This is a genomic window from Cohnella sp. GbtcB17, assembly GCF_019091135.1.
In the GTDB taxonomy this organism is placed as follows: domain Bacteria; phylum Bacillota; class Bacilli; order Paenibacillales; family Paenibacillaceae; genus Cohnella.
Window position 1 is genome coordinate 20,300 of record NZ_JAGXJW010000010.1, and the last position, 22,012, is coordinate 42,311.

12 protein-coding genes are annotated in these 22,012 nt (G+C 43.2%); all 12 read right to left on the reverse strand.

The features are described from left to right. Positions 1-4: 4 nt before the first annotated feature. Positions 5-748: a sugar phosphate nucleotidyltransferase gene (locus KVT38_RS07310; RefSeq protein WP_217593037.1), complete on the reverse strand. Its 744-nt coding sequence runs from the start codon at positions 746-748 to the stop codon at positions 5-7. A gap of 26 nt (positions 749-774) precedes the next feature. Next, a complete protein-coding gene (locus KVT38_RS07315) occupies positions 775-2,646 on the reverse strand; it encodes a hypothetical protein (RefSeq protein WP_217593038.1) in 1,872 nt (623 codons plus the stop codon). 180 nt (positions 2,647-2,826) lie between these two features. Then, complete coding sequence (locus KVT38_RS07320; protein WP_217593039.1) at positions 2,827-4,005, reverse strand: glycosyltransferase family 2 protein; 1,179 nt, start codon at positions 4,003-4,005, stop codon at positions 2,827-2,829. 27 nt (positions 4,006-4,032) lie between these two features. Beyond that, positions 4,033-8,961, reverse strand: a complete 4,929-nt coding sequence (locus KVT38_RS07325) for a glycosyltransferase (RefSeq protein ID WP_217593040.1) — start codon at positions 8,959-8,961, stop codon at positions 4,033-4,035. A 6-nt stretch (positions 8,962-8,967) separates the two neighbouring features. After that, positions 8,968-10,176, reverse strand: coding sequence for an ABC transporter ATP-binding protein (locus KVT38_RS07330; RefSeq protein ID WP_217593041.1), 1,209 nt, complete (start codon positions 10,174-10,176; stop codon positions 8,968-8,970). Beyond that, positions 10,166-11,005, reverse strand: coding sequence for an ABC transporter permease (locus KVT38_RS07335; RefSeq protein ID WP_254639063.1), 840 nt, complete (start codon positions 11,003-11,005; stop codon positions 10,166-10,168). The genes KVT38_RS07330 and KVT38_RS07335 overlap by 11 nt, the downstream gene beginning before the upstream one ends. 21 nt (positions 11,006-11,026) lie before the next feature. Continuing rightward, complete coding sequence (locus KVT38_RS07340) at positions 11,027-11,518, reverse strand: hypothetical protein (protein ID WP_217593042.1); 492 nt, start codon at positions 11,516-11,518, stop codon at positions 11,027-11,029. Between the two features lie 19 nt (positions 11,519-11,537). Beyond that, complete coding sequence (locus KVT38_RS07345; RefSeq protein WP_217593043.1) at positions 11,538-12,515, reverse strand: glycosyltransferase family 2 protein; 978 nt, start codon at positions 12,513-12,515, stop codon at positions 11,538-11,540. A gap of 15 nt (positions 12,516-12,530) precedes the next feature. After that, the gene (locus KVT38_RS07350) at positions 12,531-14,948 is read right to left on the reverse strand and encodes an O-antigen ligase family protein (RefSeq protein ID WP_217593044.1); all 2,418 of its coding nucleotides are present in this window, start codon (positions 14,946-14,948) and stop codon (positions 12,531-12,533) included. A gap of 15 nt (positions 14,949-14,963) precedes the next feature. Next, a complete protein-coding gene (locus tag KVT38_RS07355) occupies positions 14,964-16,475 on the reverse strand; it encodes a sugar transferase (RefSeq protein ID WP_217593045.1) in 1,512 nt (503 codons plus the stop codon). Between the two features lie 141 nt (positions 16,476-16,616). Then, on the reverse strand, positions 16,617-18,758 hold the full coding sequence (locus KVT38_RS07360; RefSeq protein ID WP_217593046.1) for a hypothetical protein: 2,142 nt from the start codon (positions 18,756-18,758) through the stop codon (positions 16,617-16,619). A 165-nt stretch (positions 18,759-18,923) separates the two neighbouring features. After that, entirely contained in the window at positions 18,924-21,650 is a 2,727-nt protein-coding gene (locus tag KVT38_RS07365) for an S-layer homology domain-containing protein (protein WP_217593047.1), read from the reverse strand. Between the last annotated feature and the right edge of the window lie 362 nt (positions 21,651-22,012).

The following is a 22,012-nucleotide window of genomic DNA, read 5'->3' on the forward strand; positions in this document are numbered from 1 at the left end:
AATTTTACAATTTAAGTTTCCCGAATTCTTCACCAAAAGTAATTTCTTTAGCCATATCGTTAGCATGCGTCAATGAAGCATGTGTCCCGGCATCAGTCCACCAGCCCTGTAGTACATCAAACCCCAGATCGCCGCTTGCAATATAAGCATTGTTGACGTCTGTAATTTCCAGCTCCCCACGCGCTGAAGGCTTAAGTGTGCGAATAATCTCAAATACCCGCGCATCAAACATATATATGCCGGTTACCGCGTAATTGCTCTTAGGCTGCTGTGGCTTCTCTTCGATAGAGACAATCCGATCATTCTTCAATTCAGGTACTCCATAACGCTTAGGGTCGTGTACTTCTTGAATGAGAATTTTCGCTCCATTTCCTTTTTCGCGAAACGTTTTTACATAAGGTGCGATACTATCCGAAAAAACGTTGTCTCCGAGAATAACGACCATGGATTCGTTATTCACAAAATTTTCAGCAAGTCCAAGGGCCTGAGCGATCCCGCCGGCCTCATCCTGAACCTTGTATGTAAAGGCGACACCCATCTCTCGTCCGCTTCCAAGCAAGTTTACCACATCACCCATATGATCTTTCCCAGTAACAACAAGTATATCGGTGATATCAGCTTCCTTAAGTTTCGCCACTGCATGAAAAATCATGGGATACTTCCCAACCGGAAGTAAATGCTTGTTTGTTACTTTTGTCAATGGATAAAGTCGAGATCCTGTGCCTCCAGCAAGAATAATACCTTTCATATCAAGGCTCCTTATTTTCATATATTCTACCTTTTGAATCTCATGTAAACTTGGCGGATACTAGTTACACTAATCACAATATAAAGTAATAACAGCGGATAAGCTGAAGATAAATAAAGAACACTAATAGCTGGGAATGAACTTATATCAATCATAGAAAGCATAACAAGCCTAATGAAAATGGTTCCAATCAGCAAAAGACTGGTAACAGATAAAAACGAGGACAATCTTTTTTTAGCCGTTAAATACAAAGATAATAATAAAATTAAGAAGGATAGCACCGTTAAAGGCGGAACAGCTAGTTGATATGCTTTGCCAATAAAGCTTAATATACTACTTTTCATATGGTCGAGTTTGTATTGATTACTTAAATCTGTACCGCCAATAGAAACTGAATCCAAATAAACATGAAGTTTGTCATTTTCTAAACTGTTAATGACTCCATCTAATGGTAATGTTCCTAGGATTTTTGTTCCATTATTAAAACTTAAAGTACAATCTTCATTGCATGCAGTTATTAATTTAAAACGAGAATTCATCGCAGTATTAAAATTTTTTCCTTGTTCCGAAAAATACTTAAATACGTCATCGCTATTACTATAAATAATTTGGGATTTTAAAACTTCATTGTTTTTATCTAAGACCTTTAAAGTTATTGGGTCAGTTTCATGAAATGCCCATCCATTTATTATAGTCTGTCTTTCAATGGCTTTCTTATTGCTATTAGTCAAATCTTCAAATAAAACAAATGATTCCGTATCTCCAATACTCGGAGATGCAGTTGCCGAGAAACCAGAGAACGAGATGAAGTAATTCACAGAACGCCTAACTGTTTGAAAGAGTGGCTTAATATACTTTTTATTCCAAGGGGGTTGCATTGAGTTCGTAGGAGGACCGCATTGCAATTCTCCACTATCGCACGCTGTATTGATTTGATTGGCTAGAGTGTGGTAAAAATTTTCTGCGGTACGACCATCTTGGTAGTATCCAGCTTTCTTTACAGCTTCGCGAAGCGCCCACATAAACCAACCGCCTTCAATCTCCCCTGTCCCCCTAGCACCGCTCTTAATCCATTCTGAGCCTAAGTCACCTTCCAGGAATGGTTCAAGTTGACCAAACAATGGACTTACTTGGTATATTTGCTCTCTAGCTTCTTTTGAAACAGGAACAACAGGATTCCAATTGTTAACTTTCACTCGTGTTAATGAACTATAGGCTTTTACAAAATCATTCGATCTAAACTCAACTACGTTAAACACTCCGTATTTGGCATCATTTATAGCAGATACCGTTAAGATCGACAATCCCCATACACTAATAGGAACTAAGGAAACAATAATTATATGTTTATGTTTGTTCTTTTTTCCTTTGAACAGCAGAATGAGCATCCATGCACATACGACTGCTACTAACGGCAATATCCAAATTCCCTCTTCTCTTGTCAACCAAAAGCAAGAAAAAGAAATACCAAGTAATAAGCTCCATAAAAATATTACTGACTTTTTTTGTTCTCTTCTAATGAATAAACCAAATGAACAGGCTATCACTAGTAGAGTCAGGGCAGGATAAATACCTTCTCGAATAACTCTCGTCATTGGTCCATCGGCAAAACTGATGGGATTAAATAGCAAAACCGCATAAAGAACTGTTAGCGAGAATTTATCTAAAACCGGCCTAACTGCTAAAATGAGGCATATCACAGAAAAAATATAAAATATTTGTTCTGAAATAAGTAAGGGTAATCCAGAAATAAAAGATAAAACAATCCAAATAGAATAAAAGGGACCTTTCGCTAAAGTTAAATCATTATATGGTCCTAGCCATTGCCCATTAATTAAATCATTGGCAAGGGTAAGAAACAACCTATCATCGTGACCGGCTTGCGCATATACTGTCATCGATTGGCCTGACACAAGCCAGAGTTTGAGTATTGTAATTAGAATTACAACCCAAATATATCTTTTATACAGACACGACTTTAGATGCATCTACATTCTCCCACTAGGAATTTGAACTTGTTGAAATTTTAAAAACAGAGGACCATACACATCCCCTTTAATACCTTCTGTAAAACTCTTTTATTTTATTTTCTTCAAGTTAAGTATGCTAATCAAAAAACTTGAGAACATAATTTGAGCGCCTATTATCACCAAAGTTAGCGAGGGGATTGTAATGCGCATCATTGTGCTAGGAATTAAATCCCCAAAGGACTCTGCCCCCCATTCAAAAAGAGCCCAGATCGAGCCAATTAGCCCCACCAAGAGGAGAATACCACCTGTGATCACTCCCTTTTCCAAAGTGAATTTACGGAGCATTTTAATCATTCCATCAGTAGGGGGCACTAGGCCTGCAACTATACTGTAGAGTTTAGAAAAAAATGAGAAAAAAACCAGTTCCACACCCAGAATCATAATTAATGCTAAATAAAGCAACGTATTTATATCAAATGTTATATTACTAATAGTCAAAGAACCAAAAGATAAAACGATAGTGCCTACAAGACCAAGAGCAAAAAGTAGAATACCAGGCATTAAGAATAGCCATCTAGGACTATACATCAATAAAAATCTAAGATGCCTCCAACCATCACGCCAGCTCCTCAAATGAGGCGCACGACTTCTACCATCGGGAGACAGCGTGGATGGAACTTCAGTAATTTTCAGATGATGCAAAGTAGCCTTAACTACCATTTCACTAGCAAACTCCATCCCAGGCGTTTCTAATCCTAAACTTATAATGGATTGTTTGTTAAACCCTCTAAGTCCACAATGAAAATCACCTGCAGGACTTTTAAAAAAAAGTCTCCCGATTCCTGAAAGAACCGGATTACCCAAGTATCTATGAAGGGGAGGCATTGCCCCCGGCTTTATTCCGCCCTTAAACCGATTCCCCATCACCAAATCGTAACCTTCTCTGAGTTTTGATACAAAACCACTTAGAGAACTAAAATCGTAACTATCATCAGCATCTCCCATAATAATATATTTTCCTCTTGCTGCATTTATTCCACCTATCAAAGCGCTGCCGTAACCACGATTTTCAATATGAACAACCCTTGCTCCCTGCTCCTCTGCAATTCTTTGAGACCCATCAGTACTTCCGTTATCTGCTATAACGACTTCACCAAGAACACCACTCTGTTTTAAAAATGCCCTGGCCTTTTGGATGCAAATTGCTAATGTTTCAGCTTCATTAAGACAAGGCATTAAAATTGAAAGCTCCAGTTCTTCATTCAAAAGTTGTCTGGCTATGGCCACATAAGTTCCCCCAATCGAGTAATCAATTCATCTTGATTTACAGCTGAACCATGCTTCTTTAAAAGTTTCTCCATAAGCAATTGCCATTTCGTCATATCTATTTATCGTATCAAATATCACTTTGCTGTTGGTCCCCATCCTCTTCCTTTCATCTTCGTTGGATAATATAAACTCAAGATGCTTTGCAAGTTCTTGGGCCTCACCTGGTGAATAAAATAATCCATTAACCTTCTGTTGAACTTGCTCGACAATGCCGAAGACAGGAGTTGTAATGACAGGCAGGCCACAGCTCATAGCTTCAAGAATAACCCTTGGATAGCTTTCAATTCTAGAAGTGCATACAAAGATATCCGCTATCGCGTAATACTTAGCCGCCTCAGAAGTCTCAGGAATCACAATTACATTATTTCTAATCAATTGATCAAGATTAGATATTAATCGTTTTAATTCCAAGCTATACTCACTTGGCCGATCCCCAACTATAAGATATTTACATTTTGATGCAATCGGGAGAGTTAGCTCATTGATCGCTTTAATTAAATCATGCTGCCCTTTCCGTTCACATACTGTACCCAACAATAACACTACGATTTCTTCATCGGAAACCCCTAATGACAACCGAACTTTATCTTTATCATAGGAATGCAACCGATCTGCGAAATTAGTGCTATCGAGGCCATCATGGATAGTCATAAAGTTATGCCGGGAGTTCAGTGGCATAAATCGCTCCCGACTTGCGTCAGATACAAAGATGACTTTATAAGGATAATCAAAACAATGCAAAGCGCTTGATGCTATTTCTGCATCAAAGTGATTGAAGTAAGTTTGCCAAGGCTCGCTTTCTCTAGGGTTCCAGATCGAAGGGATGTCCATAAGTTTTGCCGCTTCGATTACATAGAATGTTTGTAGAGTATTACCATAAATCAATTCTACGTCCCATTCCGCGATAACTGAAGCAAATTGTTTGATCGCTTTAAGATATGCTTCTTTACCGTAAACCCCGATCAATGGGTGATCGAATACATGGACTTTTATCCCCTTATCCTCATAGAGTTTCCTCAGCGGACCATCATGAGGGCAATACACAATCGGATCAATTACCCCTAATTTCATTAATTCCACCGTCAACTCAAATTGGCAATAAGGCGCACCTTCAAGGTTTAGGTTGAATGCACACATCAATGTACGGATCGGCGCTTGTCTCTTTGGCGCTAATACTTTGGATTGAATCTCAAACTTTTCATTCATTAAAGACAAATTATCATTGTAGTAGGGATCAACCAACTGATCATATTTCTCTCGAAATGCTTTACTCTCACTGGGATTATCAATATATCCCCTCGTATATCCTTCATAATGTCTTAATTCCGCAGTTGAACAATACACTGATCGGAATCCCGCTTCATTTAACCTATAGCAGTAATCCACATCATTATAAGCCACAGCAAAGTTAGCCTCGTCAAACCCACCAATCTCAAGAAACAACTTCCTTTTAGTTAGCATACAGGCAGCAGTAACTGCGATTGAATTCCGGGACACATTCGCTAGGCTCAGGTAGCCATTATCCCACGAAGGTATGAGTTTAAATGATGGCCCAACCATACCATGATATAAACCGTGTGTAATTCCAGCATGTTGTATTCTACCGTCTGGGAAAATCAAGCGTGCCCCTACGGTTCCCACTCCATTAATTTGTGCATAGCCCATCATTTGAGATAGCCAATCGGGGGTTATAACCTCTGTATCATTATTTAAAAACAATACATACTCTGCATCAATCTGTTCCACAGCTCTATTATTAATGAATGCAAAACTAAATTTATTTTCCGGATTAGATATTTTTAATACTCGATGCTTAAACTCACTCAGATATTTTATAGTCTCTTGATCGTCACTATCATTATCAATAACAAACACTTCAAAATTCTTATAAGTTGTGCGTTCAAGTGAATCAATGCATTTTTTTAGAACTCCATATTGATTTTTTGTAGGAATAATAATCGCCACTTTTGGGCCGATATCGGGAAACTTAGCGTCAAAGATCCCGCATGCAGCCTTTTTAGCCCAGTCCGGCTGATATACGGTTGCCTTTACCCCTCTTCGGTCAAACGCTTCTTGAACAGCTTTACGACCTGCCTCGATACTTGCAGGCTTGGCATCTCCGCTTTGTGCCGTTGACCCAGGAAGTACCCTCCAGTGATACAGAATCTTGGGTATATGCCCAATATGCCTAGCTCTCTCGGTTGCTCGCAATGCTAAGTCGTAGTCCTGGGAACCTTCAAATCCAACCCTGGCACCTCCGACTTCATTGAAGAGCTCGCTTCTTATAACCACAATATGACTCAGATACATGAAAGAAAGCAATAGTTCTGGTGACCATTGTGGTTTAAATTGAGGCGCAAATCGATTTCCTGCTTGATCCATCTTGTCATCATCTGAATATAGAAAATCTGTTTCAGGAAAGCTATTTATATACTTACTAATTTCAAGTAGTGCATTAGGCGTTAGCTCATCATCGTTGTCCATAAAGACATAAAACTCACCTGAAGCTAATGAGGCAGCATAGTTTGTTGCTCTGCTTATGTTTCCATTCTCATTACAATAAAGCACTTTGATTCTGCTATCCCTTTTTGACCAAGTTTCTAATACGTCTCTTACCCCTATATCTGTACTCGCATCATCTGCAATGCAAAGCTCCCAATTTGTATATACTTGATTAATGACACTTAGTATTGCTTTCTCTAGAAATTCAAGAGGAGGATTATAAACTGGCATAACAATACTCAATAATGGTTTATATGCAAGATTAGATAAATCTTCTTTCGCTGCCCTTTCTTGTCGTTCATTCCATTCGTTTACTTCTAGCCAAGATTGGTATTCATTTATTCGTTCCGAGAATTCAAATCCTTCAGGAGGCAGAAGATTTCCGCCATCTACCAACTGCCTACTTCTCCATAAATACAGCGCCTTTTTTACCAAAGGCTTCATCTCTGCTATCCTTGGATATCTTCCGCGCTTTAGTTTCCACTCTTTTAGATTAGACAAGCCAAACCTCACAAACCTTTGTACCTTTTTTCCTCTCTCTTTAACCTTAGACCATCTCTTTCCTATTCGAACGGTTAAAAAAGAGGCTTTTTTGAAATAAAGCTTTTTTATTTCAAACAACCCCATAGCTTCCATAGGGTCCATTCTTATTATTCGTGTTGTAGGTTCTATATACATAATGACATGATTTTCTTGATTTAAAGGCCCGAGAACGACAGAGTTTTCTTCACTAAAACCTTTACCGCTATCAAAATAAAATCTCGCCCTACCACCGCTGCTTTTCTCTGTTTTTGTGAGTAACGTAACTTCAACCCATCCAGTAAGCCACTGGGGATCGATGTAAAATTGAGGGTCCGTTCCAAGCGACTTCCAACCTCGATCATTTTCTAGTTTTTCAATTTGATTCATAGGCAATAACTTCGGAACCCACTTTTTCCCCAAGATAAAGTATGCAATATTTCGGCTGCTCTCTTTGGGATGCCTCAATACTGTCCCCAAAAATCTAAGTGGAGAAGTTAATTTCCACGACGTAGAATGGGTAATTTGATTTATCTTTTCATTTAGATCGAAAATATTACTTTCCAATTTGTTTTTGGAGTCCGTAATTGCATCTATACGTGATTCAAGTGAACTAACAACTTCCTCATGATACTTCTCTTTCGTGCTTAATTCACTCTTAATCTCAAGATTTTGGCTAACGGAGAGGGCTAGTGATTGTTTTTCATGGGCTAAACTTTCACTTAAATTATCAATATGCTTCTTTTTAGCATCCAACTCACTAAGAAGGACACCGTGTATATCCTCATTATATTCAAATTCAGCATTCATCTTCAAAGTTCGCCCGTTTCCTAATATAGGCAAACTAATAATAATTTGAGGATCCGAATCTAAACACAGCAAAAAATTCTCATCAATTTCTTGCATATTTGTTAATGAAGTTACAATTCCAGGTTGCTGGCCCCATTCATAAACTTTTCTGTTCTCTTCGTCTATTACTTCTAATCTAAGTGAATTTATTACGCCAGGAAAATTAATAGGATCAAATCTTATTACATTATTATTGTTTTTAAATTCGCAAGAGATTGTTACCCTACTTGCATCTATGGAAAATTTAAAAGAATTCTCTTCAGAAAAATTCTCATCTTTTGAGAAAAAAAGTTGAGCGAATTTATAATTGATTCTGGGTTTAAGTTCTTCTTTATCTATATCAAATTCTACCGTAAAAGAATGGTTCACTTCTTCATTCTTTTTGCATATTGCGATAAACTGATAGACATGCCCATCTTTGTTAGACGTTAAAGATGAGCGAAATCCATCACTTACCAACCCATAGTTTTGTTGAAACTCTGTATTTTCCGGCAGCGCGAATGTTGCAGTTATATTTATTGGAGTTAATTCAACTTCATCGAGCATATTTAGCAAGTTCTCTCGAGTGAAAAACTTAACATGTGTATCATCCAGTAATCCCAATTTCCGATAATTAAACTTACCATTTATTAAATCCATAATAATAGCGTTATGACCAATGTTGGGAACAGAAACTATAACTGTCCCATTCTTTTTTAACAGTTTAATTGCATTTAATAATACTTCGCTCGGGTTCCTTAGATGCTCTAGTACGTCCGCACAAATGATGTAATCAAACTCTCGATTCGATATTTTGGGAAACCAAGAAAGATCTTCTAGATCCGCTAACACTAATTCTTCGCAGTATTGGGAGGCGATACGAGCAGATTGTGAATCCATTTCTATGCCAGTGATAAAGCAACCTAATGTTTCTTTCATATATTTAGTCATATAGCCAGTCGCTGTTCCTAATTCAAGCACTTTAGAATTAGGCTCAATTTGATCTAAAATAATTTTATGGGAAGTTGTTTCTGAAAAATTAATTTCATGATCGTATTTTAACATGATTAATCACAATATCTCCTTTGTATCCCATTTATGCTCCAAATAAACGAGTCCTTCTGCAAAATATTCCCCAGACTCTATGTAAACTTTTTTGTGGCGTGATTTATAATCTAAAATTACAATAGCTGAACTTTCAAAAAAACCTATATCTAAAAAATATGTTCCCGGCATCAAATTTATATTATCGTATTGTAATTTAATGTTATATCTACCGGGCTGATTTTTAATATCAATTGAATCTAACTTCGTATTCAAACCACAAACATAGTTGTTCTGCTTATCATAAATGGCGACTCCCGCAACAATCCCATTTACTTTTTCTTTAAGTGTATATTGAACGCTTACGCTAAAGGGTTCTCCAAATTTATATGTTTCTCTTTCTTGCTCTTTTGTGTCTTGTACGAACACTTTATCTATTTCAAGTATTTTATTTTCTTTTTGCTCACTATTCTGTTTCACAGCATTTTGGGTTTCTCCATCATATTTCATGAAGTCTTGATACTGTTCAGTAACTGTCTTCACATCGCCCCGAAGATGAATTCTTCCGTCCATCATCCAGATGGCTTGATCACAAAAATTACGAACCATGAAGGAATCATGGCTAACAAAAAGTATGGTTTTCCCATCTTGTTTAAATTTTTTTAGCTTCTCTATACACTTTAGTTGGAATCTCATGTCTCCAACAGCGAGGGCTTCGTCTATAATTAAAATATCGGGATCCACATTAATTGCACATGCAAAAGCAAGTCTTACAAACATGCCCGATGAATATGTTTTAACTGGTTGATCAATAAATTCACCAATCTCAGCAAATGCCTCTATCTCAGGAAGTCTTCTCATTACTTCTTCCTGAGACAACCCCATTATTGCTCCATTTGTAATTACATTCTCTCTACCAGTAAACTCTGGATTAAAACCACTGCCAAGTTCTAATAACGCAGACACTCTTCCTTTAACTGCAACCTCTCCCGCAGAAGGCCTAAGCGTATTTGCGATAATTTGCAATATGGTGCTTTTTCCCGATCCATTCCTACCTATAATGCCTATGCAATCGCCTTTCTTTACATCAAAATCCAAATCTTTTAGCGCCCAAAATTCTCGATACATCTTCTTTTTGTTACGGAAAATAGATTGCCATATTCTATGTTGAGGTTTCTCATATATTTTAAAGGATTTACTAACATTTCTTATTGAAATTGCAACTTCAGAGGACATCAGCAAACCCACCTTTTAAACGTCTGAAAACAAAATGTCCAGCAAAGAATATAAATAGGCCAACAGCAAAATTCGAAAATAGCATCTCCCAATTAGGTGCGTGTCCAAAGACAGCAATTTGCCGCATATTTTCAACAATACTTGATATGGGATTTCCCCAATAGATAAACTGCAAGTATTCGGGTATCGCTTCCGAAGAGTAAAAAATGGGTGTTAATAGCATTAATGCTTGAACTATAACACCAATTATTTGACCAATATCTCTAAAATAAACACCTAAGGCAGCCAATAACCAACCTAATCCCAAAGCTAGTAGTATTAACGGAATTAGTACAATTGGAATTAGTAGATTCGACCAATAGAGAGTTCCTTGTGTTAACAAGTTACCAACTAAAAGGATCAGCAAACTAATCGCACCTTGTACCAAAGCAGAGCCCAGGATAGTAACCGGTAGGATCTCTAATGGAAATACAACACGCTTAACATAATTGGTATTGTTTATAATTAGCGTAGGAGCCCTACTTACTACTTCAGCAAATATATTAAAGGTTGTTAGTCCAGTAAATATAATTAGCGCGAATTGCATTGTATTATCGCTTTGATTAGGCCAACGGGAATTAAAAATTTCACTATATACAAAGGTATATACCACAAGCATTAGCATGGGAGTGATAAAGGACCACAAGATTCCTAAATAAGAGCCTTTATATCTGGTAATAACCTCTCTCCAGGTTAATTGTCGTATCAATTCTTTATTTAAAATCAAACTTCTAAACACAAAAACCGGGTAAGTAAAAATTTTTTTTAACAGCATTTCGAAAAGACGCATATTACACTACCTTTCAAGACATTAAATAACCTTATATCCCCCACGCACCAACACAGTCAGCCCATTTTTCTGCTTCGGATCCGGCTCAATCCCCCGTCCATCCCGCGGAAACAAAATCAAATGATTAGTAGCAATGGCCATCCCGGAAGCAATATCCGCACCTGCTGTAAGATCCGACAGACCGTTCGTATCCGAACTGAATGCAACGGCTTTGCCCGTCCGTACGACAACTTCTCCGCCCGCTCCTACCATAAGCTTTGCGCCGAAGGGGACCGTCACCACCTCGAGCTTTGAAGCTGCCGCCGGGTTTGCGCCAGTATTACCGCCCGCAGTGCCTCCGTTCGTCAACTCTGCGATCTTCTGATCCACATAGCTCTTGGTCACGATCGGATCATCTGCAAGGCCAGGCGTCGTCTGCTGGACGTCAGCATAAGCGGATTGGTACCAATTCACGCCGCCAGCCACTACGGCCGCGGCGACCAGTATACCAAAGATCTTCGTATAACGATTCATGATGACCATCCCTTCATGCTCAATGATTGCTGACCGATTGCGCTTCGGCCTTGAAGATAACGGCTTCGCGGACGATTTGCGACTTGTCGTAATTCAGCCAAAAGTCAGGGTGCATACTGAACTTCTTTCTGAGTCTGACCGGGAGCTTTTTAAACGAGACGCCCAATCGATAGCCGACATATTTAGCTCCCGCTTCTGCGATCCATCGCGGGATCCAGGACCAGTTCCCTTGTTTCCATAGACGCCCCAGCTGCTCTGAGACGAGCCGGCCACCTTCTTTTTCAGCACGGGCATATTGGAAGATCCACTCGTTCATGCGCATGGATACGCCGATATCGAAGTTGCGCTTGAACTGCTTCTTCAAACTATAATCGTGAGAATGAATGACGCTGGCGCGCGGATTGTAGACGACGGCGTAGCCGTTCGTAATACACTTCGCAGCAATCATCATGTCTTCATTCAGAATGATCGGAGCCGGGAAGCCTCCAAGCTGCAAAAATACATCTTTTCGAATCGCCGAGCAAACATTGGTGAAGAAGAACAGCTTGATGCCAAAGCGATCGAGATCCCCCAGCGTCTTATGGATGTACAGCTCCGGATAGTTAATATCTCGGGTCATTCGTTCAAGCACGTTGGATTCCGGTCTCGCAATCTGTCTGCCGCATACGGCCGCCACCTTCGTGTCGGCAAAAGGCGCTACGATCTCTTCGATGAAGCGATCATGCTGCGGCACTGCATCCTGTGTCATATAAACCAGAATGTCTCCTGTCGTCTTCTGAGCGGCGAGATTGCGCGTACCGCCATGATCGAAGTCTTTGCGCTCTACCGACATCACTTTGGCGCCAAGCCGTTTAGCCAGCAGCAGCGTCCCGTCATCGGAACGAGAATCAACGACAAGAATCTCATGCGGTCGCAGCGTCTGCTCCTGGAGCTTGCCTATGAGGTTAACCAGATATTTCTCTGCATTTAACGTCGGCAGGATAACCGATACCTTCAACGTTATCCCTCCTTTCTATTTGAGCTGATCTAGTTGAGTAGCTTCGTTCTCATCTGCCGCGACAAGCTTGTCATAAAGCGCCTGGTCGTCCTGTCCTTGCTTCCGAAGTGCCGCCAGGTAGTATCGCGCGATCTTGCGGTTCGCCTCTACGGCCAAGTCCTCTTGCAAGGCAGGTCTTAAAACGTCTGCCGCTTGCTGATAATCATTCGCTGCGAAGGTGACTTCGCCTGCCGCAAGCCTGACTGCGCTCGAGACGACAAACGTTCTTGCCAGTTCGACCGTCGCCGGCAACTCTTTGACTACACGTTCCTGTTCAATCGTTTTATCGTACTGAGCCAGAATTTGTTCGGCAGTCCCTTTCGCCCCTTCTTGATCTCCTGCCTGTCTCTGCTGCTCCCACTTGCCCAGTAGTGTCGAGACTAAGCGATCGTAAAAAGATTGCTCGAACGGGTATTGCTTGACCGCCTTCTCCATGATCTGAATAGCTCCATCCTGATTGCCGCGCACCATTTGAATCGTATAATCCAGATCCACGCCGGGGCGATAAAAAGGCTCTTTCTTTACGAGCTTTTGCAAATATTTCTCTGACTCGACCAGGTAACTCTCGTCCTTGGACTGATCGTAGGCTTGGTAGTTCCAACTCGTCAGCTGTTGAAGCAGCACAGGATGACCCGCCGTCACCTTGAGTCCTTGCTTGAGCGGATCGACGATATTCACGAATGGCTCCTGCATGGCATACGCTTTGTTGGCTTTGTCAACTTGACTGGAACTATAAAGTCTGAGGCTGGCGATCAGAAGAAGCGCAATGCCCAAGACACCCAGGGCGGCCGAACCCAACTGCTTCAAGCTTCTCGCCTGCTGCTTCGACCAGTGCTTCACCGGCGACTCCGCGCCGCTCAGCACGCCCAGACACAGAAATACGAGAATATCATAAAACAAGTAGCTCATCTCGAAATCGATGGAAGCATGCAACAAGATCGTGATAGGCACCACGAAGTAAAACAGATACTTGTTGCGCAACTGCTCCGGCATTCTACGATACTTGATAACAAAGGAAATCAAAGAATACAAAATGAGACCCAGGATGGCGATCGTACCGATAATGCCCACTTCAACAAGCATTTGCGTAATGAAGCTATGCGTCTGCGCGCTCAGATAGGGATAGGATTGATATTTTTCATAGGAAGCCTCCCATGCCCCGCTGCCGCCGCCGAAGAGCGGATACTCCTTCCACAATTGAATCGCATTCTTATACATTCTTAGACGCTCGTAAACGCTATGTGTTTCAAAATTTACGCCCTCGATTCGATTTCGCAGAACAGGAGGCAGCAATTTGACCAGCGTATCGGACAATATGGCAAGCGCGCCGAGAATGAACAGCACGATTAGCCCCAGAGGCAGCCAAATCCCGGCGCGATTCGACGCCTTTGTCTCGACTTTCGATTGAAGCTGCGGCTCTATGTATCTCTCTATCGCATAGGTTATAGCACCCATCACAAGCGAAGCAACAACCAGAATGGCCCAGTACCCGATTGAATCTCCAGAAAAGATAGAAACCGTATCATACCTTTGTTTGGCATTCAAAGCCGTTAAAATGCCATTGACGACTTCAATGCCACGATCGGCCAATTTGGAGTAGATGAGAAGGGAAATGCCCATCCCAATGACAGAGTACAGAATCAGCTTGATTTGAAGCTTCAACCTCAGCATAGCCAGCGTGACGATCGCAATGATCGGCAATACAACCAATGCGCCCCGCGACAGCGTTAGCAAGAAGGAAACGCAGACGGGGACAAGCATGGCGCCATGCAAGATTTGAAGCCCTCTACGCGGCGTGCGGTTAATCTCCAGCAGCATGACGATCCACATGATGAGCAGCAGTACAGCATATGCATTCGCATACTGGAAGACGGAAGTGATCCGAATCCCGTCTTGCGGCGTCAAAGAGTCCAGCAGGTAGGCATTTCCGAACATCGTCAAAAATCCGAAGGCAACGAGAAGGTATCCGAACACGAGGAATACAAGCGGAAACCGATCCGTCAAATGGCTGGATCGGGACCAGAAAGTGCCTGCTACATAAAATAAAAATAGTGCGAGATGAATTAAAATGCCGATCTTCGCCATATAAGGGGAAAAGGCATTAAACGAACTGATCAAATAAAAGACCGGCATCACAAGAGCCAAAACGCCGATAATGAGATTGCTGCGCGTCCATTCGAACGATTCTGCGCCGATCTGCACGATAAGCCAAAGCGCGATAAAAGCAGAAACGATTAAGGCCAAGAAAGCCGGGCTTTCAAACTGAATTTGATTAGGGCTATGAAGGCCAAAGCCGAGGAAGATTCCGTTTTTAAACATTGCGATAAACAGAATAAATGCGATCCATCCCCAGGCAAACCATTCTCTAAACCCGAACTTCTCTTGACGCTTCAACGTTGCCACTCCTCATCAATACGCGCCTGTGCCTTTGATCACCACAGGTATCGTTTTTAGCAATATCTTCATCTCAAGCGCAAAGCTCCACCGCTCGATATACTGAATGTCCAGATCGATCCACGATTCGAAGTCCAGATCACTCCTGCCACTCACTTGCCACAACCCGGTCATCCCGGGCAAGACGTCCATCCTTCGCCAGTGATAGTTGGTGTATTGCGCCACTTCGTCGGGCAAGGGCGGCCTCGGTCCGATCAGACTCATATGCCCGCGCAAGACGTTCCACAGCTGAGGCAGCTCATCAAGCGAATACTTGCGAAGCCAGCGTCCGGAGCGCGTCACCCGAGGATCGGCTTTGAGCTTAAAGGCAGGTCCTCCGCTGACAGCATTCTCCTTGTCCAGCTGCTCTCTCAGACGCTCCGCATCCACGCGCATGGACCGGAATTTGATCATCGAGAAAGGGACGCCATTTTTGCCTACTCTCACTTGTTTGAAGAAAACCGGCCCCTTCGAATCCAACTTCGTCCACAATCCCAATGCGAGAAACAGGGGGGATAGCAGGAGGAGGAGCACCGAGCTGATGAGAATATCGAACAATCGCTTGAGCAGCACATTAATTCCTCTTAACGGCGTCTTCACGATCTCCATATAGGGCTGGCTGGAATCCGTATGGAAAGCAAAGACGGTAGACATGCGGTCAAACATTTCCGGAATGATGCGGATATCGACATTATACTTGTAAATCGTATGGAGAATCGACTCGATGACGCTTCTCTCAGAAGGAATCGTGATATACACGACGTCGACATGTTGACTCTGCAGTACCGACTCCAGCTCGGTCGTTTTCCCGATGACTTCCGATCCGATCTTATAATCATCCAAGTATCCAACGATTTTATATTTGCTGCGCTTTTCTGCTTCCAGCGTGCTCTGCAGCTCGTTGCCAACTTTGCCGGCGCCGACGATCAGAATTCGATCCTGCAACAAGCCTCTCTCGTTAAGCTTATGACTCGCGTATTTATACGCGGCGCGCAGCATGACGCCTTCTACTAACATCAATACGGCAAAAGTAACAAGCGTTACGCGTGAATATATAAATGTCGTTTTTAGCAGAAACGTGATGCCGATCGACATTAAAAAAGCGTAACAGGTCGCTTTGGCCGAAAACAACAGATCCTCCGTTAGTCCCCGTTCGCGCTTGCCTGCAAACAAAAAGCCTTGGGAACGCATAAATCCGTGAATCAGCAGCATCATACCAAGAAAAAACATATACTTGCCGAATACGTGGACATCATTTGCCCATACGATCGGATTCATCGAATCGACCAAAGGGTAGTCAGGCAGTACCTTCAGATACATCAGCAAGTAAAAGGTTAAGACGTAGACACTGTACTCGCACAAGTAGAAGAGCACTTGCGTAATTCTTCTGACCTTGCCGAGCTTAATTCGCTGCTTGGACGCGTTGCCGACCGCTTTAAATTGCATTTGCGATAATGACTTGGCGCTTGCGATCCGATCGATCTCCACAATCGTTCACCAACATTCGGGTATAGATATCTCTATTTTATCACATTTTCCGACAAGCGGGTGGAATTCGTTTTCCAGTTATGTGAATAAAAAACTGCCGGTATTGGATAAATACCGACAGTTTCTCGTTTGTTGCATTCATTAGCTATTCGTATCGGCAGTCCAATCGTTGGTAATGAACCAATAGTCGATCGACCGTTCTGCGACAAGCTTTTTGGCGCCTTGAACGACCTCGTACAATCGGAGTCTGTACTTGAGCGTTCCATCGTATCCCGTGTTGGGATTGGCCTTTTTAATAATCAACTCTTGGTTCGTGCCTGCCTTGAGCGTTGGAGTCGTGCCATCTCCCTCGATCGTCAGCTCTTGCGACAAATAATTCGTGGCCTTGCCGTCAGATGTATTGATTCCGTCTACTTCGAGTACGAGCTTGCGATCAGTCGGATACACGTTGTAGGACGTATCTTTATCCAGGTTGTAATCCAGTGTGAGTTGGATATCATCGCCGAGCAAGGTTGGGAACAGCTTATTGATCGTAAACTTGTACGGCAAGAGGCTAATATCTTTGAACGTACTATATAGACGCTGCTCTTGTGGCAACCCATAGCTGACTGCGTTGATGAATCCATCGGCAGCTGATTTAGCGTCCGTATACTTCGTATCCGTGACGCCTTCGCCAACTATCAACTTTAGGCTGTTTGTATCGTAGTCTTGGGGCACAGAAGCGGTAAAAGTAAGCAGCGCTTTATTCGATGCATTAACTTGCCCTTCAGCCATTGTCGCGGTTGCAGGGAAAATGTCTCCGTTATCGCTTTTAAACAAGCCCACCAAACGAACAGGATCGATTGTACGCTTTTCTTCGCTCGTAAGCGTCATTTGTACGGTGAAGATTTTGGTGGTTGTCGTATTGTACACATTAACATTGTTCAGCGCAGCTGTCATCTTGCTTCCTTCACGATCTATGGACAGGATCTTGTCTGCCGCATAGGTAGGAATTTGAGCCAGATACGAGGTTCCCAACAATTCACCGAGCTTGGTAACCGTTTTTTCGTCTACTTGGTTGTTTATCACAAGCTTGGCCTTGGCAAAATTAAAATTCGATGGAAGCTTCGCATAAACATCCAAATCGACATAGCTGCCTGCGTTAAGACCGAATTGGTTGTTAACGGCGATCGACTTAAAGTCCAGCTTGGTTTTGTCATCCAGGTAGAAATAACCTGAGATCGTAGGAATCGTAACTGCCGCCGTCGACTTGTTCGTGATCCGAATCCGTGCAGAAAGCACGTCCTGACTGTTCCATGGCTCTCTCAGCAGCGAAGTCAGCTTGTATTGGTAGGTACCTTCGGTGCTCGTGTAAGTAAAGTTGTCGGTAGCCGTTGTGGTTGGCGTGCCATTGCTGAAATAGAGATTATACGTACCAACCGGCAGCGTCACGGGTGACTCTCCACCGCTATCTTTTAAAATCATCAATTTCCAGCCTGTCTTCGGCAATGAAGACGGCACAGTCGCGGTAATGCTCAGTTCCTTGCTGGTCAACGGCTGGATCGTCAAGTCTTCAGTAACCGAAGGCGTCGCTTCATACATAATGCCGCTTGCCGTTGCGAGGTAGTATTTATACTTGCTCAGCGTTGCGGCCTTTTTGCCTATATTGTTGTATACAAACTTAACGGTGATGAGTTGGTCATCTCCGGAGGCGGCAATCGAAGACGACGTAACCTTTGAATTCAGTGTAGTCGTTGCGAAATATAATGATTTGTATGAGCCAGCAGCTACGACATTATTAAAGTTTTTAGGAAACGTGAATTTGCCGACACCTTGTTCGTATCCTGCCACATTAAAATTAAACTTAACGACTTTAAAAAGGAGATCCGAAAGCTTCGTAGATTCGCCAACGGTTGCATAGAGAGTAATCATGCTTTTCGAATTGGGAGCCACTTTATTAAGCTTGGCATCCGTGGCGGACGCTTTTAAGGAATAGCTGCTGCCGGACATATTTGATAGTCTAAACCAATAATTTGAAAGGTCCAGCGCAGCGGAACTGCCGTTATAAATACTTAGCGTAAATGCAGCAAGCTGCCCGCCATCGACTGGCGAGAGTCCTATATCAACGAGGTTAATATAACTTTTGCTGTTCAAGAAGATCGGCTTAACGACTTGCGAAACTGCCGTTATCTTGGGAACAACCTTATTTGTAGTCGTTGCCGCAGATACCGAAGCAGGCGCTGCAGCCAACATGATGGCGGTAAGCCCAACCATTACTTTAAACTTCTTGCTAGATCCGTTCATCCGGCGATCCTCCCTAAACTCTATTGCATTTAGTATAGCGCGTATACATGAATATTACATGAACCCCATCTTAACCTACTACTATAGACGACGAATCTAGTCAAAAAGTTGTGATCATAGAAAAAAAGAGCAAGCCCGGAGGCTTGCTCTTTTTGTGCCGAGATATTACTTGTTGATCGTAATGTCAGAAGCCGTATTGCCAGCAGAGTCGGCAACATTAGAACCTGCGAACTTAACAGCAATCGTTTGGCTCGGAGAGAACTTGCTCGTAGCGGAAGTGATCGTAACGATACCGTTAGTAGCAACTACCGTCAAGCCAGCTTCAGCCGTCGTGCTGCCGTTCAGGAATACTTCAACGCCAGTTACAGCACCGTTGTTAGCTACAGTTTCGCTAAACGATACATTCAGTTGCTTGTCGGAAACAAGCGTAACCGTTTGTGCAACCGGAGCAACATTTTCGTTGAAGTACAACGTTGTGGAGTTCTTATCGGACAGCGTGTTGCCGGAGGTGTCAACAATGTTGTTGACTTTAACTACGCGGGAACCCGCAACCGGGAACGTACCAGCAGGAACCTCAGCTACTACAAAGTATTGCGTTCCTTCAAAGTACAGCTTCGAACCAGTCGGAAGAGCTACGCCATTGATCGTATACTTGGATACATCCAGGGCGGAAGTAGCCAGTTCACGATTAAATTCAAACTTGATCTTGCTGTTGTTAACAAGCGTAACATTTTTAAGTTCGATAATGCCGCTTGTAGAACCAGCAGAGACCGTGAAGGAAGAAGAAGCCTTAGCATTTTTCAGACCAGCTGCATCCTTAGCCAGACCCTCAGGAACAGTGATCGTCCACGAGCCAGCACCGACCGAGGTCGATGGCGTTACGCGGATGTAGTAGTTCTCAGTGTCGTCATTGGTGTCGCCATCATTGTTGACATCATAACCAGCTACTGCGCTAGCCGCAGACCAGTTACCACCGTTAACTACGGAATTAGTATTCGTCCAGGAATAACCGATGCTATTAGCCGTGCTGTTAACCGTTACCGGCTCGCTGAACTTGATGACGATGTAAGTGCCGTCATAAGAAGCGCTAGCGATCGTTGGAGCAGTCGAATCCTTCGTCAGCGTCAATGCTTGGGAGAAATCAGCACCCGTGTTGCCAACGAGATCCTTATAGCCCTTAACAACAGCAGTTACGTTAAGGAAGCTATTGCTACCCATCCAGCCTACCGTATAAGTAGCGGACAGGTTGTCACTGCTACGTACACCGTCAACCTTGGAAGAAGCATCGGAACCGTTGTAGACGCTACCCGCTGCGCTAACAGCTTCGCTAAACTTAGCAGTAATCACGTTGCCATTAACCGTCAAAGAAGTAATCGTCGGTGCTACGTTATCCGTCGGTGCGTTCAGCGTCGTGTTGTAATCGAAACGATTACCAACATTGTCAGCTCCGCCAACCAGGTAGAAGGAATAGTTCGTACCCAGCGTCAGGTTGTAAACGGTAATGCCCTTAACCCAGCCCAGGGAATCCGTCGTATCAACATTCGCGCTGTAATATACGGAGCTAGTTACGCCCGTACCGATCGTAGAGCCGTTAATGGAAAGCGTGCCAAGCTTGTCGGCAGGAATGGACTCACTGAAAGAGATGGTAGCCGTGTTGCCAGCGTAGCTAACGCCAGTAACCGTAGGTGCTGCCGTATCGTTCAGCAGAATTGCCGTCTTGTACGCCGTCAAAGATTGACCGGAAGCAGACTTATAGCCGCTCTTCACTTCCAGCTGTGCATAAGTGTTGTTAGCGAAAGGAGCAAACGTATAAGTAACGGTCGTCTTGTCATCGCTAATCGAAGCAGCCTTAGGAGCAACACCGTTCAGAAGAACATTGCTTGCAGCATTGTTGTTCAGCGCGTAAGTGGCGCCACCAACGGAAATACCTTCTTGAACAGCCTTGTTGAACTTGATGGCGATTTGCTTGTTATTGACAGCCGTAGCGGACTCAACAACGAAGCCGCCGATCGTAACTTCCTTCGTGACTGCAACAGAAGCCTTCGTGCCGTCATAAGCAACGACAGTCAGCTTGTAAGTGCCAGGAGTTTGCTTAGCAGTCGTGTACGTGAAAGTCTTGTCGTCCTTCAGCGTAGCAGCAACTTCAGCAGCCGTACCCAGAGCAACCTTAACACTGTCGGCCGTGTTGACAACCTTACCGGAAACCGTGATCGTGTCGTCGGCGTTAACCGTAGCAGCAACGTCACTCAGAACCGGCAGGGCTTTGAGTTGGGTTACAACATACGCAACGTCGATCGTTTGACCGCGCGTAGCGTTCGACTTGTAGTTCGAAGGAACAGCCAGACCAGCGTTGATGGCAGCTTGGATGTACGGGCCAGCCCATGCGGACGAACCAGCAACAACAGCGCCGTCAACCGGCTTGATGCCAGCGAGGGATACAGCAACCTTGATCACTTGCTCAACAGTTACGTTCAGCTTAGGACCAAACTTGCCAGCGCCGATACCGTTAACCAGACCGGCGTCGGAAGCGGATTGGATAGCCGTGAAGTACCAGTCTTTAACCTTAACGTCAGAGAAAGAAGACGCGGAGTTGACCAGCTTCAGACCGCCAACGCTTGCAACGATCGTCGCGAACTCTGCACGAGTCAGCGTAGCGTCCAGACGCGGGTTGCCGCTAGGGTCGCCCTTCAGAACGCCTTGATCAACGAACCATTGATACTTTTGAGCTGTAGTCAGCTCAGTTGTTGCGGCAGATGCCATAGAGGCAAACATGCCGAACACCATAGCCAGAGCTATGAGAAGAGACAAACTTTTCTTCATAACCTTTTTTTCTCCTCCTCGGAAAGGACTCTGTAATGTTTGTGTGGAAGATTTGTAGCTCGATTCTCTCATCGGTGTGTCACCCCCTCTCCGGAGTTGAGCGTTGTCTATAATTGATGTCTGCACCATGTCTATTGGAGTAGAAGCATGTCGCAGAAACTCGTAAACAAGCAGAAAATGGCCAGGGTAATAATGCCACTTTGATCATTATACATGCGAGCAATCCCAGCGTAAAGAGAATTCTTGGAAAAGCTAGCATGCCTCATGACTTAAGTCCCTCTTGAAAGTCACATGATGTTAGACGCGGTTCGCCATGAAAAGTTGCGTTTGAATCCAAATTTTTTAATCTAATTTTTTCCGGATTTGTCCTGACTACTTTTACACGATTTTACCGGCTTCCAATCATGATCGTCTTTCGATCTCAACCTTCTATG

Coding starts and splice junctions, on each gene's coding strand:
- KVT38_RS07310 (WP_217593037.1), bottom strand. CDS start 748: ATGAAAGGTATTATTCTTGCTGGAGGCACAGGATCTCGACTTTATCCA.
- KVT38_RS07315 (WP_217593038.1), bottom strand. CDS start 2,646: ATGACAGTATATGCGCAAGCCGGTCACGATGATAGGTTGTTTCTTACC.
- KVT38_RS07325 (WP_217593040.1), bottom strand. CDS start 8,961: ATGTTAAAATACGATCATGAAATTAATTTTTCAGAAACAACTTCCCAT.
- KVT38_RS07330 (WP_217593041.1), bottom strand. CDS start 10,176: ATGTCCTCTGAAGTTGCAATTTCAATAAGAAATGTTAGTAAATCCTTT.
- KVT38_RS07335 (WP_254639063.1), bottom strand. CDS start 11,005: ATGCGTCTTTTCGAAATGCTGTTAAAAAAAATTTTTACTTACCCGGTT.
- KVT38_RS07340 (WP_217593042.1), bottom strand. CDS start 11,518: ATGAATCGTTATACGAAGATCTTTGGTATACTGGTCGCCGCGGCCGTA.
- KVT38_RS07360 (WP_217593046.1), bottom strand. CDS start 18,758: ATGAACGGATCTAGCAAGAAGTTTAAAGTAATGGTTGGGCTTACCGCC.
- KVT38_RS07365 (WP_217593047.1), bottom strand. CDS start 21,650: ATGAGAGAATCGAGCTACAAATCTTCCACACAAACATTACAGAGTCCT.